General features: G+C 33.4%; 15 protein-coding genes. 7 read left to right on the top strand and 8 right to left on the bottom strand.

Going from position 1 to position 17298, the window contains the following annotated elements:
* Window positions 1-63 precede the first annotated feature (63 nt).
* A complete protein-coding gene (bcp, locus tag DFQ11_RS07240) occupies window positions 64-519 on the bottom strand; it encodes a thioredoxin-dependent thiol peroxidase (protein ID WP_110475194.1) in 456 nt (151 codons plus the stop codon).
* A 37-nt stretch (window positions 520-556) separates the two neighbouring features.
* Here bcp and DFQ11_RS07245 point away from each other — a divergent pair, with 37 nt between their 5' ends.
* Entirely contained in the window at window positions 557-1216 is a 660-nt protein-coding gene (locus DFQ11_RS07245) for an endonuclease III domain-containing protein (RefSeq protein ID WP_110475195.1), read from the top strand.
* 130 nt (window positions 1217-1346) lie between these two features.
* Entirely contained in the window at window positions 1347-1898 is a 552-nt protein-coding gene (locus DFQ11_RS07250) for a hypothetical protein (protein ID WP_110475196.1), read from the top strand.
* 29 nt (window positions 1899-1927) lie between these two features.
* On the opposite strand, the gene DFQ11_RS15265 is transcribed toward DFQ11_RS07250, so the two are convergent.
* Window positions 1928-2071 (bottom strand): hypothetical protein, encoded by a 144-nt coding sequence (locus tag DFQ11_RS15265; RefSeq protein ID WP_189342998.1) that lies wholly within the window; start codon window positions 2069-2071, stop codon window positions 1928-1930.
* Window positions 2072-2128: 57 nt separating this feature from the next.
* On the bottom strand, window positions 2129-2713 hold the full coding sequence (locus DFQ11_RS07255) for an RNA polymerase sigma factor (protein WP_110475197.1): 585 nt from the start codon (window positions 2711-2713) through the stop codon (window positions 2129-2131).
* Window positions 2714-2951: 238 nt separating this feature from the next.
* Here DFQ11_RS07255 and uvrA point away from each other — a divergent pair, with 238 nt between their 5' ends.
* The 3 genes from uvrA to DFQ11_RS07270 all read left to right on the top strand — a co-directional run bounded on the left by uvrA (window position 2952) and on the right by DFQ11_RS07270 (window position 7836).
* Window positions 2952-5741, top strand: a complete 2790-nt coding sequence (uvrA, locus tag DFQ11_RS07260) for an excinuclease ABC subunit UvrA (RefSeq protein ID WP_110475198.1) — start codon at window positions 2952-2954, stop codon at window positions 5739-5741.
* A gap of 1 nt (window position 5742) precedes the next feature.
* Window positions 5743-6351: a hypothetical protein gene (locus DFQ11_RS07265; RefSeq protein WP_110475199.1), complete on the top strand. Its 609-nt coding sequence runs from the start codon at window positions 5743-5745 to the stop codon at window positions 6349-6351.
* 216 nt (window positions 6352-6567) lie between these two features.
* Window positions 6568-7836 (top strand): hypothetical protein, encoded by a 1269-nt coding sequence (locus DFQ11_RS07270; protein WP_110475200.1) that lies wholly within the window; start codon window positions 6568-6570, stop codon window positions 7834-7836.
* Between the two features lie 139 nt (window positions 7837-7975).
* Here the strand turns inward: DFQ11_RS07270 and DFQ11_RS07275 are convergent, their stop codons facing one another.
* From DFQ11_RS07275 to DFQ11_RS07290, 4 genes are all read right to left on the bottom strand, one after another.
* Complete coding sequence (locus tag DFQ11_RS07275; RefSeq protein ID WP_110475201.1) at window positions 7976-9436, bottom strand: oligosaccharide flippase family protein; 1461 nt, start codon at window positions 9434-9436, stop codon at window positions 7976-7978.
* An 88-nt stretch (window positions 9437-9524) separates the two neighbouring features.
* Entirely contained in the window at window positions 9525-10814 is a 1290-nt protein-coding gene (locus DFQ11_RS07280) for a glycosyltransferase (protein ID WP_110475202.1), read from the bottom strand.
* Between the two features lie 2 nt (window positions 10815-10816).
* A complete protein-coding gene (locus tag DFQ11_RS07285) occupies window positions 10817-13255 on the bottom strand; it encodes a YfhO family protein (RefSeq protein WP_110475203.1) in 2439 nt (812 codons plus the stop codon).
* A gap of 101 nt (window positions 13256-13356) precedes the next feature.
* Window positions 13357-13629 carry a DUF4834 family protein gene (locus DFQ11_RS07290; RefSeq protein WP_189342997.1) on the bottom strand — a complete coding sequence of 91 codons (273 nt, stop codon included), beginning with the start codon at window positions 13627-13629 and terminating at the stop codon, window positions 13357-13359.
* 177 nt (window positions 13630-13806) lie between these two features.
* Between DFQ11_RS07290 and DFQ11_RS07295 the strand changes: the two genes are divergently transcribed.
* Together DFQ11_RS07295 and DFQ11_RS07300 are read left to right on the top strand one after the other, a co-directional pair.
* Window positions 13807-14769 carry a transporter gene (locus DFQ11_RS07295; RefSeq protein ID WP_110475204.1) on the top strand — a complete coding sequence of 321 codons (963 nt, stop codon included), beginning with the start codon at window positions 13807-13809 and terminating at the stop codon, window positions 14767-14769.
* A gap of 19 nt (window positions 14770-14788) precedes the next feature.
* Complete coding sequence (locus tag DFQ11_RS07300) at window positions 14789-15907, top strand: GNAT family N-acetyltransferase (RefSeq protein WP_110475205.1); 1119 nt, start codon at window positions 14789-14791, stop codon at window positions 15905-15907.
* 80 nt (window positions 15908-15987) lie between these two features.
* Here DFQ11_RS07300 and DFQ11_RS07305 read toward each other — a convergent pair whose 3' ends face one another.
* Entirely contained in the window at window positions 15988-17247 is a 1260-nt protein-coding gene (locus DFQ11_RS07305) for an aminotransferase class I/II-fold pyridoxal phosphate-dependent enzyme (RefSeq protein ID WP_110475206.1), read from the bottom strand.
* Window positions 17248-17298: the final 51 nt, after the last annotated feature.

The raw sequence follows: 17298 nt of genomic DNA on the forward strand, positions 1-17298 counted from the left end.
ACAAATAAAAAAGCGACCCTATTAAAAATGAGGTCGCTTTTTTTTATTTATATCACTTAAATTTTAATCTGTTAAGATTTGATCTGTATGCGTTTTAGTTTTTACTTTAGTAATGACATTCACTAAAACTCCATTTTCATCAATCACAAAGGTTGTTCTGTGAATGCCATCGTATTCTCTTCCCATAAACTTTTTTGGTCCCCAAACTCCAAATGCTTCTATAACCGACTTGTCTTCGTCAGCTAATAACGGATATTGAAAATCGTATTTATTTTTAAAGTTAGATTGTCTTTTGGCACTATCTGCACTTACTCCCAAAATTTCGTAGCCTTGAGCTTTAAATCGCTCGTAATTGTCATTTAAATTACAAGCTTCGGCTGTACAACCTGGTGTACTCGCTTTTGGGTAAAAGAAAATGACTAATTTTTTGCCTTTATAATCCGATAATGAAATCGTATTTCCTTGTTCATCCTTGGCTGAAAAATCTGGCGCCTTATCTCCTACGTTTAAGTGTGTCATAATTGTTTAAATTTGTGTTTCTGTAAAAATACAATGAATGACTAAGCAAGAAAAGGTAGAATTTGTTATAAATACGTTAAATCAGCTCTATCCTGAAATTCCAACACCTCTAGATCACAAGGATCCTTATACTTTATTAATCGCAGTATTGATGTCGGCACAGAGCACAGACGTTCGTGTCAATCAAATTACGCCCTTATTATTTGAGCGTGCAGATAACCCTTACGATATGGTAAAGTTAAGTGTTGAAGAAATTCGGGAAATTATAAAGCCTGTCGGGCTGTCTCCTATGAAAAGTAAAGGAATTCACGGCTTATCTCAAATATTAATTGACAAACACAATGGAGAAGTCCCAAGAACTTTTGAAGAATTAGAAGAATTACCTGCGGTCGGACATAAAACAGCAGGAGTTGTATTAGCTCAGGCTTTCGATATTCCAGCATTTCCTGTAGACACACATATACATCGCTTAATGTATCGTTGGAACTTATCTAACGGAAAAAACGTGGTGCAAACTGAAAAAGACGCGAAACGATTATTTCCAAAAGAACTTTGGAATGATTTACACCTTCAAATTATATGGTATGGTAGAGAATACTCTCCTGCTCGAGGTTGGGATTTAGAGAAAGATATTATTACTAAAACTATAGGTCGGAAATCGGTATTAGATGACTATTACAAAAAAATGAAGAAATAGGATTTCATTATCACAGGTTCAATAACACTCAGTTATCTAACTATTTCCATTAGCTTTTCCTTTCAATAGTATTGCGAATAACCGTATTTAATGGTACAATTATTGCGGCCTAATTTAAAACCAATTCCGAATGAAAAAGTTCATTATCTTAGTTTTAGTTCTAGTATTGACTTCATGTATTCCTTATAAGATAGCTCCTAAATTTAAAAACCAAGATTATAAGGTGATGCAGGCCAAAAAATTTCAACGTAAATTACCGAGAGAAACCTCTTTTATTTTTAAAGACCCGAAAGATGCGGATGAGTTTTACAACTACATTAATAAAAAATACAATTTAGATAATATTGAGGTCGGAATTAATACGCCTTTTAAACTTAAAGGCGAAACCTTGTATTTAACTTATTACGAAGCAGAGCGAACGGATGAAATTGTCAACCTTCCCTTTGTTCTCGTCGATGCTAAACGAGATAGTAATGGAAACTCTCGTCTGTTTGAAAATAATTATACGACTAGAACTGGTCATTGGTATATTATCATTACAATTTATGATAAAAACCTTAAAAATTGCCTTAGAGACCATCATCCATTAAAGGACCATACCCTAAAGTATTTAGAAGATTTAAAGAAAGAGTACCTCACAACCCACAATTACGAGGAACTATTATTCACAAAAAAATCCTGATTTTATCAAATCAGGATTTTCTTTAGAATTTAATTCAGAAGTGCTTCAAACTTCATTTTATTATAATTCATAACACTTAAAGCTTTTGAGTAATTCAAAAGAAAACTAATCGTTTCGTCCTTTGGTTTTAAATTATAAGGTTTATGAGAAGCATTAGAGTAAATTTTCGCCATGTTTTCTAATTATAAGTTACTACATAGCAAAAACGTTACTAATATTCATTTATTGTATCAATTGGTTAATACTATATTATTTTGCTCAATAACCTTACGCATATTAATTAATGCATAGCGCATTCTTCCTAATGCCGTATTAATACTTACACCTGTACGTTCTGAAATTTCTTTAAAGCTCATATCTTGATACATACGCATCATAAGCACTTGTTTTTGATCTTCGGGTAGCTCTTCAATAATACGTCTTACATCAGATTCTACCTGGTCTTTAATTAAGGTCTTCTCTGCATTTAAGGTTGAATCACTTAAAACAGAAAAAATACTAAACTCACCTGTATTATCAAATTTAGGCATACGACTATTCTTTCTAAAATGGTCAATAACCAAGTTATGAGCTATTCGCATGACCCATGGAAGAAACTTACCTTCTTCATTATATTTTCCTCTTTTCAAAGTTTTTATCACTTTTATAAAAGTGTCTTGAAAAACATCTTCAGTTATATCTCTATCGTAAACTTTAGAGTAAATAAAGCTGTAAATTTTCTGCTTGTGCCTTTCGATTAAAACCGATAGTGCACTCTCGTCACCGTTAATATAGTTACTAACCAACTCAGCGTCTTGGATAAGTTCTTTTTTCATACAAATTACTTTAATACCTAACAGTTGCCTGCTAAGGTTTGGGGTTTCTAGCTAATTTTTTTAAAGTAATTTTATATGATACGCAGTTGTCTTTTTATGAATAAGTCTCAAATATAACAACAAAGAATCCGAATTAGCAAAATTTAGTCTTAAAATTTAACATTTTGTCGGATAAACAGTTCCTTTAATAGATGGGATAGTTATAGTATCTTTGCCAAATTAGATAGCCAAGAAATTTATGAACAGTACTAATTTAGACGTAAACCCAAAGGAAAACATCATAATAAAAGGAGCAAAACTCCATAATCTTAAGAATATCGATGTTGTTATTCCGAGAAATAAATTGGTGGTTATAACTGGACTGTCTGGTTCAGGTAAATCGAGTTTAGCATTTGACACACTTTATGCTGAAGGTCAACGGCGTTACGTAGAAAGCCTTAGTAGTTATGCACGACAATTTTTAGGTCGTTTAAATAAACCTAAAGTAGATTATATTAAAGGAATTGCACCTGCTATTGCTATTGAGCAAAAGGTAAATTCTACGAATCCGCGTTCAACAGTTGGTACAACCACAGAAATCTATGATTATCTAAAATTACTCTTCGCTCGTATAGGTAAGACCTACTCTCCTATTTCAGGACAAGAGGTTAAAAAACATACGGTATCAGACGTTATAAATTTTGTGTCTAAATTTGAAGAAGGCACCAAACTACTTCTCTTAGCGCCTATCATCTTAGAAGAAGGACGAACTATTGAGAACAAACTTCAAACGCTTCAACAGCAAGGTTATGCTCGTATCAAACTTAAAGGAGATGTTCTTAGAATTGATGATGCCTTAAAACAAGAGATTAAATCGGACCAAGATTTGTTCTTAGTTGTAGATAGAATCATTTTTAAAAATGAAGAAGACTTTTTAAATCGATTAGCAGACGCAATAGGAACCGCATTTTTTGAAGGGGTTGGTACTTGTATCATAGAATCCCTTACCGACAACGAACAAACGGTATTTAATAATAAGTTTGAAATTGATGGTATGACGTTTTTAGAACCGAATGCTCATTTTTTCAGCTTTAATAATCCTTATGGCGCCTGTCCTAAATGTGAAGGTTATGGCGATATTGTAGGTATAGATGAAGACTTAGTGATTCCCAATACCGCATTATCGGTGTATGAAAATGCTATTTTTCCATGGCGTGGAGAAACCATGAGTTGGTATAAAGATCAATTGGTGAACAATTCACATAAATTCGATTTCCCAATTCACAAACCCTATTTCCAACTCAGTGATGAACATAAAGCGCTTATTTGGACAGGAAATCAATATTTTGAAGGCTTAGATAGCTTTTTCGCAGAATTAGAATCCAAGGCTTATAAAATTCAGAATCGCGTGATGTTATCCCGATATCGCGGCAAAACCAAGTGTAGCTTGTGTAGAGGAAAACGTTTACGGGAAGAGACGAATTATGTAAAGGTTGGAAACGCAACCATCACTGATTTAGTGGACTTGCCTTTAGATGAATTGAGTGTTTTCTTTATTAAATTAGAATTAAGCGAAAGTGATGCTAAAATTGCCAAACGCCTTCTTACAGAAATTAATACACGATTGGAATTCTTATCTAATGTCGGTTTAAGATATTTAACTTTAAATAGAAAATCGAACACCTTATCCGGTGGAGAAAGTCAGCGTATTAACTTAGCAACGTCTCTTGGCAGTAGCTTAGTAGGCTCCATGTACATTTTAGACGAACCAAGTATTGGCTTGCATCCAAAAGATACAGAAAGTCTAATTGAAGTTTTAAAATCCTTACGTAATTTAGGAAATACGGTAATCGTAGTAGAACACGATGAAGATATTATGAAAGCTGCCGATGCTATTATAGATATTGGTCCTGAGGCGGGAACTTTAGGTGGCGAAGTCGTTGCTGTTGGTGATTTTAAAAGTATTTTAAAAGCAGATACCTTAACAGCAAAATACCTTAATGGCGATTTAGAAATTGAAGTCCCTAAGAAACGACGAACCTCCAAATATAGTGTCGACATTATTGGTGCTCGTGAACACAACTTAAAAAATATAGATGTTAGTTTTCCTCTAGAAATGTTAACTGTTCTAACTGGTGTTTCTGGAAGTGGAAAAAGTACTCTAGTAAAAAACATTCTTTATCCTTCTATTCAAAAAAAACTTACCGGTTTTAGCGATAAAATCGGGCAAGTTTCTGAAGTAAAAGGCAATTTTAGTAATATTCAGCATATAGAATTTGTAGATCAGAATCCAATTGGACGTTCCTCACGTTCTAACCCTGTTACTTATATTAAAGCTTATGACGATATTCGTTCGTTGTTTGCTTCTCAAAAGCTAAGCAAAATCCGAAACTATCAAGCCAAACATTTTAGTTTCAACGTCGATGGTGGACGTTGCGAAACTTGCAAAGGGGAAGGCGAAGTCACCATTGAAATGCAGTTCATGGCCGATGTACATCTGACCTGTGATGTTTGTAATGGTAAACGATTTAAAAAAGAAGTTTTAGAAGTTAAATTTGAAGAAAAGTCTATTGACGATATCTTAAATCTAACCATTGATGATGCGATTGCTTTTTTCAGCAAGCATAATGAAACAAAAATCCAAAATAAATTACAGCCGCTTCAAGATGTTGGGTTAGGATATGTTACTTTAGGTCAATCCTCCTCTACGCTTTCTGGTGGTGAAGCACAACGTATAAAGCTCGCTACTTTCTTAGGAAAGGGAAGCAAAAGTGATAACGCCTTATTTATCTTTGATGAACCTACAACTGGTTTACACTTTCATGATATAAAGAAACTACTCAAATCCTTTCAAGCCTTAATTGCCAAAGGACATTCGATCATTGTGATTGAACACAATATAGACCTCATAAAATGTGCTGATTATATTATTGATTTAGGCCCTGACGGTGGGAAATATGGCGGAAAATTAGTAGCTTCGGGAACACCTGAAGAAATTGTAAAAAACAAGGATTCGGTGACTGGAAAATATTTGAAAGATAAATTGTGATATGAAACCAATTGTAAGCACTACCGAATTAGAAGAACTCAAACTTAAAGTTGATACTTCCCCATTGAAAATCGGCGGTGCCAATTTTAAAACCAATGTTCTCTTAGAAGTTTCTAGCTCCAAATTAGTTTACAAACCATCGCATGGAGTCGCAATCTTCTGTTTTTCATTTTTGGCCGTAGGTTTGGGTGTGTTATTTTTTAGTATTCTACCTATTATTAAAGGTAGTACACAAATTATGGGAACCCAATGGTTCCTTATTTTATTCGGATTATTATTTACAGGTGCTGGTGTTTTTATGTTTTACAACTTTTATAAACCTAGAGTGTTTGATAAGCAGTTGGGATTTTATTATAAATCTTATAAACTCGATCCCAATCAAAAAAGTAAAAACAATAAAAACAAACCGATTCGTTTAAAATCAATTAAAGCCATTCAAATTATAGGAGAGCATGTTAGTAACGACAAAGGGTCTTTTAAAAGTTTTGAATTGAATTTAGTCTTAGAAGACGGGACAAGAAGAAATGTTGTAGACCACGGCAATTTAAAAGCTATAATCCGAGATGCTGAACGCTTAAGTGAGTTTCTAAATATCCCAATATGGCATTAAGATTAAGAGAATTAATGAGTCTATAAAAATCATAAAATTGCTTCTATTCTTTCCGTTTTAAAATTTACTAAATTTTAAAAACCCCAAATCACCCAACATAAATCACTACATAACAATTACTTAAGTCTAATCTAGTCCATTTGACAATTAATAGTTTCGGTTTTTGGCACGTTGTTTGTTTTATACGAAGTGAGTTTAATTTAAAACCCATTCATTATGAAACGATTACTATTTTTATTTGCAGGTCTAGTTGCTTTAAGCACTACTGCATTCGCATCAACCAACACAGCAACTGAAGCAGATGCTTCCATTCATAATTACGTGAGAGGTTATAGTAATTCTTTCATATTTACTGAGGGAGGTATTGAATTTTCAGTTTTCCGAGATGGTCAATTTGATTTTTACATTCCAGATTATGGACCAAATGTAAATGTTGGGATTAACACACCTGGATTCAGCTTGAGTTTTAATTCTGGTTACGATTATAACCCATATGTACAGTATGATAGTTTTGGGGCCATTATCCAAATTGAAAACACGCCTATTTTTTACGATTATTATGGTCGTGTTAATCAAATAGGAAATATTTTCATTAGCTATAATGGATTCGGCAGAATCAATAGGATTGGTGGACTTAACGTTTATTATAGAAATAATGCCTTTTGGAGATATGATGGATATATTAACGTTTATAACAGATCTTATGTTTATAGACCATGGCACAGGTATTACGCTGTACCACATGTAAACTATTGTGTTGTTCAAACTATTCCTTACAGACAACATTATGTTCCAGTAAGACATATTTATTATAGACCTTATAAAAACAACGTAAGACATTATAATATTGGAAGACGTGGGCACCGAGATATTGGAAGACGTTCAAATTCAACACGAATTAGTGATAGATATGTACAGACGCCTAGAAATAAACAAGAGCGTAGTCTTAGAGCACGTGTACAACGTGATCGTGCTGCAATAGCAAGTACTAGATCGTCACAATTACGTACAGACAATTCTGCTCGGGCAACGCGTAACTCAAATGTAAGCACCAGATCTAACATATCACGCTCTACGGATAGGGCAACAAGTACAAGATCTTCTAATGCGAGAGTAAAATCACCAACGAAATCAAGTACAACGAGAAATGACAGAGCTGTTAGTACGCGTTCAAATAGAGTAACAACTCCAACAAGAACAGTAAATAATAGCAAAACATCTACAACAAGAAATTCGCGTAGTAATGTGACCAGAACAAATAAAGCTGTGTCTAATAGAAAAGTACAAAGAACACAAGGTACTTCTTCAAGAAAGCCACAAGCTACACAAGCTCGTACTTATAGTAAGCCGAAGTCACAGAACACAAGGCAAAGAAGTACCGTTCAGAATAAAAGAAAGTCATCGTCAGTAAGTAATAGGTCTACTTCAAGTAGAAATACGAATCAAAAATCTACTAGATCTAATACAAGACGAACAAGAGGATAATAAAATTTTGGTTGGTTAGTAGAATATCCAGTGAAATGTGTGCCTCAAAGCACTTTTACTGGATTTCTCAAAAGATTCCTGCGCAAGTGGGAATCTTTTTTTTATTCAATTTTAAAAGTTCATGATTAAAACATATCTACTATTTCAATCTTAGGTACTTCTTAATTTGATATGAAATATCTTCAGATACATCCAACTTATAAATTAGACCAAAATAGATAACACCTATTAAACTCGATTTTAAAATGATATTGATAACAGGGTGAAATGGAAATTCCCAAAAATATAATCCTACTACTAACAAAATCAATGTTACGGCTATTTTCAATGAGCCAATTGTAAAAGGCAACATGTTAAATTTTTGTTTAACAAATAAAATTTTGATAGTGTTATAAATAAATACCGCTAAAAATGTTGCAAACGCTGATCCTTCAATACCAAAAACAGGAATAAATATGGCATTTAATACGATAGCCATTATAGCTAATAGAACTCCAAAAAATAGAACCATACGGTAGTAATCGCTATTAAATAATATGGCGTTATTATTCCCTAAACTATTATCGTAGAGTTTCGCTAAACTTACAATAAGCACTACAAAAAGTCCACCTGTAAATTTCTCAGGAAGAATTTCATAAAGTTGATTGATATTGAGAATAATCAATAGAAATATAAAACCACTTACTACCAACAGGGTCATAGAACTACGTTTGTATAAATCTTCTAAAGCTACCTTATTCTTTTCATTAAGGTATTTAGCCGTTAAAGGCAGCATTATTTGGTGCATTGCACGTTGCGGAACGGCAATGACAGTGGCAATAAAAATAGCAACACTATAATAAGCTACTTGTTCAATATCTGGTAACATTAAACCAATCATAAACTTATCAATATCCAAAATAAGCATGGCTACTGATCCAGCGATAATCATTAAACCAGAATATTTTAAAATAGACGCTCGGTTTTCAATAGGCTGAAATTTTAATTTAGGAAATCGGACTGTATACGCATAAAACTTCATAATAATCATTCGCAACACATATACTCCAACCATTGCAACTATAAAATCATCTACTGATAACCAATCGAAATAGACGGCAAAAAGTAAAATCATTATACATACTCTATGAAATATCTCTTTCATTAAATTCCCAAACACCGTTTGAAGCTGCACTTTGGTCCAAGCAAAAAATATTTCAAAATAAGCCATTGCAATCGCTAAGATGAAAATATGCCAGACATAATTTTCAACGATTTGATTTTCATTTGTTAGCCAATGAACAATACTATCATAAGCCAAATAGCCAATAAAAGCAGTTGGTATAATAAATAGCATTGGAAGCAATAACATCAAGGTTAGAAAACTGTTGATGCTATTTTTGGTTTTAAAAGTTGAATAAAACTTAATAATAGAATTATGTACGCCAAATGCCATAAAGGGCATCATAATATTGGCCGCTGAGAGCAAAAAGGCCACTAGGCCATAGTATTCATCCGTTAAAAAGTTAGTGTAAAGAAACAGCGTATTAATAGCGCCAATACCAAAGCCTAAATATGTAGTGATGGTATTTTTAAAAGATTGGTTTAATACGATTCCCATAGTGCTACAAATTACAACTCTATTTATTACAAATTGAGTAGTGACAAATACTTAATTTCAAAATTTAGATAAAATGATAAGTCAATAATTATAATGATTGAATCAACTCAGCTAATTTTTGAGTTAAGGCTCGTCGACTATAAGGTTGTAGTCCGATGGCGTGAACCTTTAAGTTATGATTCTGAAAAGCCTCAAAATAGCCTAAAATTTGAGATTTTAACTCAGCTTTTTGATGATAATTAAAATAGCTTCCTGTATTGGTAGATTTGATAATATGTTCCACATCCGAATCCTTTGGACCTAAAGCCAAAATTGGAGTTTCTGAAATCATATATTCAAAAATTTTTCCAGGAATAATCGCTTTTGTTTCTGCTGAATCAATTTCAATTAATAATAAAATTTGCGATTTCATTTGAAACTTAATCGCTTCATCATGACTAACATATCCAACAATACTTAGATGTTGTTTTAACCCATTTTGATGGATTGACTCTACGACATCATCACTAACCACACCAACAAGTTGCAATTGGAATACTTTTGAAAACTCATCATTTTCTTTAATCAATTCTGAAAGCGTTTTCCATAATACCACTGGATTTCTTTCCGATAATAACGAACCAATATGAGAAAGCGTAAATAAATCATCCTTCCCCTCTACTCTCACCGAATGTGAATCATATCCATTCGTAATTACTGTAATAGGTTGCTTGGTTTTGACTTGAAATTCGTTTTTCGTATAATTACTCGTAACGATAATTTCATCGGCTGTATTAAATACGGACTGCTCTAATTCTAGATGTTTAGCTCTAGAAGCACTTGTGAGCTTTAATTCTTTATGATAACCTATAGTTGTCCACGGATCTCTAAAATCTGCTAACCATTTTACTCCTATTCGCGCTTTTAACTGAAGTCCGATGAGATGTAAACTGTGAGGTGGACCTGTGGTTATTATAGTTTCTATTTGATGCTCTTTAATGTATTCCGCCAAAAATTTCACCGAAGGTTGTATCCAATTTTTACGTGCATCTGGAATAAAATAATTTCCCCTTACATAAAGCATCGCTTTTTCTATCAAGGATTGCTTTTTAGCTTTAGGAATCACTCCCGAACTAATTTTTTTAGCACTTCCTTTTGAAAACCAATTAGCTAAACCATAAGGTTCGCTAATGGGTTGTTTTAAAATAGATATGTTCTTAGGAATTTCATCAACTAAACTTTCATCAATAATGGGATAGTTGGGATTTTCAGGACAATAGACAATAGGCTCAATACCGAATTCCGGTAAGTACTTCACAAATTTCAACCAACGTTGAACGCCAGGACCTCCTGCTGGTGGCCAATAATAAGTGATAATAAGTACTTTTTTTGAAGCCATAACTAAGCTTTCGCATTTCGTCGTTTTAATTCATAGAAAACGCCAAACAATAGTAGTAAACCTAGGACAGCTGAACTTGCTAAAGCAATTTTACTACCAGTTTCAACCACTTTCGGTTCGAACTTAAATTCTATAGCATGAGCTCCTTTAGGAATTTCTAAGGCTCTTAATACATAATTCACACGGAAATGCGGTACTAAGTTACCATCTATATATGCATTCCAACCTTGACTGTAATAAACTTCAGAGAATACTGCTAAACCGTCGTTAGAATTGTTTGATTCATATTTTAAATAATTCGGTTTAAATTCCTTTAATTCAATTGAAGCTAAAGAATCTAATAGATAACTCGGTTTCAATTTATTTTCTGTCTGCACAGACTTCTCTAAAACAGCAGTTGTCTTCGTGTTTAAACTATCTAAAGCTACAATTTCTTCGTTTGCGCTTTCAACCACTTTCAAGCTTGAAACAAACCAAGCATTTCCGTTAGCATCAGTATTTGTATAAGGAAAAATAGTATTTTGATCTTCAGCAATGATGTATTTCGTATTAAGCATATTAAGAACATTCATATTATTTTGATAAACATGAAACTCTAATAACTCATTCATACGACCTAATTTCGCCGCATGATACCCTAATAGTGAATTATGATAATAAGCCGCTTTCGCTGGCATTCTTTGACCTTGAGAAGACATATCAAATACCCTGAAGTGCCCTTTGTCTTTCATGATTTCTAAATCGGCACTATTAGGCTGATAAGGCTTATCGACATTAATTGCGGAAACAAAATTATCATTGTTTACATACTGGCGGTCTACTAGAACTAAATCGAAAAGAATAAGTGCTGCGAAGACTACGACTACTAAGGTCTCTGATAACTTCTTCTTTAAGAATAAGTAAACGGTTCCTGCAGAAAGTAATACTAAAACTAAGGTTCTTAAGGTATCTGAAGTCATTAGAGCTTTTCTATCTTCAATAACAGCATCTATAAATTGTGGTCCGTAAGCCTGAATATACTGGTCGTCTCTAAAACTCTCAAAATCGAATAATGTAGATTTAAACAGTAAAAAGGTTAAAGCTAAGCCAGCAGTTATACCCACCGAGTACAGTAGAGCTTTTAGTTTCTCTTCGTCTTTCTCATAATCATTAAACAATCTAACTAATGCGAAAATGCCTAAAACAGGAATACACAACTCTAGAATAACTTGAATAGAACTCACGGCTCTAAACTTATTGTATAAAGGCACGAAATCAATAAAGAAGTCAGTTAATAGTCCAAAATTCTTTCCATAAGATAATAGTAGTGACAAAACAGTACCTCCGACAAGCCACCATTTTAATCTACCTTTTACCAAAAATAAACCTAATACAAAAAGGAAAATAATCACTGCTCCGACGTAAGCAGGCGCTTCAACTATGGGTTGATCTCCCCAATACATTGGCGCATGTCTCGCCGCATCTAAAGCTTCCATTGGCGAAGCTCCTAAACGAATATAGGCTTTGTAAGTTTCAGAATCTTTACCAACATCTTCAGAGTTTCCACCTCCCATAAATTTTGGAATGTAAAGGTTAAATGTCTCCAAAATACCATAGCTATATTCTGTAATATAATCTTTACTTAGTCCTGAAGTCGCTTCCTTAGGAGAACCATCGGGATTGATGGTTAAATCACTTTTGCCACGAGTGGTTTCTTTAACATATTCTTGAGTGGCCATTATGTTAGTTGCATTTAAACCAACGGCGATAATAGCTGCCATAGATAATAAACCAACAGATTTGAAGAAATGAGGTAAAAGTTGCTTCTTATAGGCATCTATCAAATAAGCTAGTCCTAGAACTAAAACTAATAGCAATAGGTAATAAGTCATCTGGAAATGATTAGCAACAATTTCTAAGCCTAGTGCTATGGTCGTCAGTAAAAACCCGAGAATATACTTTTTTCTAAAGGTGAGGATTATCCCGGCTAAAACTAATGGCATATATGCGATAGCATGAGCTTTTGCATTATGTCCAACACCAAGTATTATAATGAGATAAGTAGAAAAACCAAAGGCTAAAGCGCCAAGAGCGGCAAGTTTAAAATCGACTTTTAACGACAATAACAGGATATAAAAACCAATAAAATAAAGGAACAAATAATCAGCCGGTCTAGGTAAAAATCGTAATGTTAAATCTAACTTTTTTATGTAATTATGGGGATACTTTGCTCCTAATTGATAGGTAGGCATTCCCCCAAAAGCACTATTGGTCCAATAAGTTTCTTCACCAGTAGTCTTGGCAAACTCTTTATGTTGTTGAGCCATACCAATATAGTGCATAATGTCACTTTGGTTGATTTTCTTACCTTGTAAAACAGGGCTGAAATAAGCTAAGGATAATGCTACAAATCCTATTAAAATTAAGACATGTGGTAATAAACGTTTAATAGAAAATGACATGAGAATGCTTTAAATTAAATGATTCTGAAAAGTAGTTAATTTTTTTGAAACATTATTAGAGAAGACCTTCTATAAGTTGATAGAAGCAAGTATCAAAGTAGTTATTCGATTTCTTCGTAATCGATGTATTCCCCTACTTTATCATTAGATGTATTAGATTTATTTGGCATTTTATCAATTACCGTCTCTCCTTCCTTATGCCTTTGTTGCTGCTTTTGTTGATTTGGATTTTGAAAACCACCAAATTGCTCACCAAATTTTTGTTCAGCTTTTTTAGCCACAAAACGCAATAATAATGGTGCAAACAATCGAGCTAATATCTTAAAGCCGAAGTAAAAAAGTAATATAATTAAAATAGTTCTCAATAATCCCATGGACTAAGCTTCTTGAATGATAAACATAATGAATAGTCAAAAATACAATTATACTCATTTATAATCCGTTATTATTCCTTAAAAAAACTATAAAATATCTATATTTGACTTTAAACTTCTACAATCCGAATGGATTTGATAACCTAAATAATAAGAAGTTTATTAAACTCTGATAACATGCTGAAACTCAAATCAACGCTTGTATTTATATTTTCAATCTTTATCACATCTGCTTATGCACAGTATACCGAAGTGATTAATTCTAATCGTCCTGGAGTCTCTAAAAGTGCTTTCTCCGTAGGAACTGGAGTCTATCAGTTTGAAGCAGGAGCTTTTACCGTAAATGAAGAACACTCGCTTATGAACTATGAAGTTTCAGGATTTGGTCTTGACTTCGCTTTAAGAGCTGGCTTATTATTGGAAGAATTAGAATTGTCTGTAGAAGGTATTTATCAAAATGATAATATTACTTTTAACAGTAGTTCAATTCCAGTTGAAGATAAGCGGGCTAATTTCAAAAATCTAACCGTAGGCGCAAAATATTTAGTTTACGATCCGTATAAAAATTCTGAAGAAGAAAAACCGAATTTATATAGCTTTCATGCGAACAATAAATTCAGTTGGAAGTCTTTACTTCCAGCTGTAGCTGTCTATGTAGGTGCTAATTTCGATACTAAAAATAATCCGTATACAGCACCAGATGTTGAAGGATTTAGTCCAAAGGTTATGATTTCAACTCAAAACAACTTTAATGGAGGTTGGGTTTTTGTCATGAATTTAATCAAAGACAGAATCGGTTCTGAATATTCCGATTTTCAATATATATTTACTTTAACCCATTCTTTCTCTCCGCAATGGGTAGTATTTGGTGAAGCTCATGGAATTAGCAGTGATTTTTATGCCGATAATATTTTCAGATTTGGTGGCGCTTATTTATGGACGAAGAATTTTCAATTAGATACAAATATTGCATTTAATGCTAAAGATACGCCTACAGTATTCAGTTTAGCCTTCGGCGCCTCATATCGATTAGATTTCCATAAAGATAAAAAGATTGACAACGGTAATTCCGCACGTGATGGCAATGGAAAAATGAGAAAAAACAAGAAGAAGAAAAAAGTAGATGATTTTGAATCCTAAAACAGCTTTCCCTAAATAAATGATAACAATAAAAGAAGCCACTTCAAAAAAGGATTTAAAGGCCTTCGTGCAATTTCCTTTTAAAATATATAAAGACTCAAAATATTGGGTTCCACCTATTATAAAACAAGAATTAGAAACCTTTAATAAGGATAAAAATCCCATTTTTAAAGATGCCGATGCTCGTTTTTTTCTCGCCTATAAAAACAAGGAAATTGTAGGTAGAGTTGCTGCCATAATCAATTGGCTAGAAGTTGACAAGCAAGGCATTAAGAAAATGCGTTTTGGTTGGTTCGACTTTATTGATGATTTAGAAGTTAGTAAAGCTTTATTAGCTACGGTTGAAAATATTGGAAGAGAGCACAATCTATCTTATTCTGAAGGTCCTGTTGGATTCTCTAACCTAGATAAGGTTGGTGTTATGACTGAAGGTTTTGATCATATTGCTACGATGATAACATGGTATAATCACCCTTATTATGTCGATCATTATAAAGCATTAGGTTATAAAATTGAAAAGGAATATTCAGAAAGCAGTTTTCCTTTTTCAAATGTAAAGCCAGAATTCTTCAAAAAAGCTCAAGAGTTAATTAAACGTCGTTATAAGATAAGAGCCTTAAAACTGACTACAACGGAAGAAGTTATGCCTTACGCTGATCGAATGTTTGATTTATTCAATGAAAGTTATTCTGCCCTATCCTCATTTGTGGAAATCACCGAAATTCAGAAGGAATATTTTAAAAAGAAATTTATCAGTTTTATAAATCCAGAATACATCCAGTTTGTGGTAAATGATAATGATGATCTCATTGGTTTTGCTATAGTAATGCCTCGATTTGCCGAAGCTCTGCAGAAAGCTAAAGGAAAACTGTTTCCTCTTGGATTTACACACATTCTGAAGGCCAAAAAGCATAGTAAGGATGTCATCTTCTATTTAATCGGAATTCATCCCGATTATCAGAACAAAGGGATTCATGCGGTCATCTTTAATGAATACTATGAAACCTTTACAGAAAAAGGAATTCAAACCTGTTACCGAACTCCAGAACTTGAAGACAATTTAGCTATAAAACAAATTTGGAAACATTTTGATCCTAAAGTTTATGCAAGACGAAAAACTTTTGTTAAGGACCTATAAAAAAATAAATCTCCTAAAACTAAAAACGGCTATCAAATTGAATTTGATAGCCGTTTTTTTATGATCTTATGTGTCGATAATTACTCACCCATTGAAGCCATTATAGCCGCAGACATTCTTTTATATGTTCCATTAACCAAACGCTCTCTAATAGCATCGAAAGCATCTAATGTTTCTCTTACATCTTCTAAAGTATGAGTTGCCGTAGGAATCATTCTTAATAGAATCATTCCTTTAGGAATTACAGGATAAACTACAATAGAACAGAATATTCCGTAGTTTTCACGTAAATCTCTAACTAAAGCCATAGCTTCAGGAATACTTCCTTCTAAATATACTGGCGTTACACAACTTTGAGTTGTTCCAATATCGAAACCACGTTCTTTTAATCCTGATTGTAAAGCATTAACTATTGTCCATAGGTTTTGCTTTAATTCTGGCATTGTACGCAACATATCCAAACGTTTTAATGCACCTACAACAAGTTGCATTTGTAAGGACTTAGCGAACATTTGAGAACGTAAGTTATATTTTAAATAATCAATGATTTCTTGATCAGCAGCAATAAAAGCTCCTGTACTCGCCATAGACTTTGCAAACGTAGCAAAGTAAACATCGATATCATCTTGAACACCTTGCTCCTCACCTGCTCCAGCTCCTGTTGCACCTAAAGTACCAAATCCATGAGCATCATCAACGAAAAGTCTAAAATTGAATTTTTTCTTTAGCGCAACAATTTCTTTTAATCGACCTTGCTCACCTCGCATTCCAAACACTCCTTCAGAAATCACTAAGATTCCACCTCCAGTTTGTTCAGCCATTTTAGTAGCGCGCTCTAAATTCTTCTCTAAGCTTTCTACATCGTTGTGCTTATAAGTAAATCGTTTACCCATATGTAAACGCACACCATCTATAATACAAGCATGTGCATCAACATCGTAAACAATAATATCATCTTTAGATACCAAAGCATCAATGGTAGAAACCATCCCTTGGTAGCCAAAGTTTAATAAATAAGCTGCTTCTTTCTTGACAAAAGATGCAAGCTCGTTTTGTAATTTTTCGTGAAGATCTGTGTGACCAGACATCATACGGGCTCCCATTGGGTATGCCGAGCCGTATTGAGCAGCTGCTTCTGCATCTACTTTTCTAACTTCAGGATGATTCGCTAAACCTAAGTAATCATTGATACTCCAAGTGATCACATCTTTACCTTGAAATTTCATCCTATTAGAAATTTGACCTTCTAATTTAGGGAAAACAAAATATCCTTCAGCTTGAGCAGCCCATTTTCCAAGCGGCCCTTTATCTCTATAAATTTTTTCAAATAAATCCTTCATGCGTGTGCTTTGCTATCAATGGTTTTTTCTACTTTTTATAGCGTATAGAAA

It is taken from the genome of Winogradskyella epiphytica (genome assembly GCF_003217215.1).
Lineage (GTDB): Bacteria > Bacteroidota > Bacteroidia > Flavobacteriales > Flavobacteriaceae > Winogradskyella > Winogradskyella epiphytica.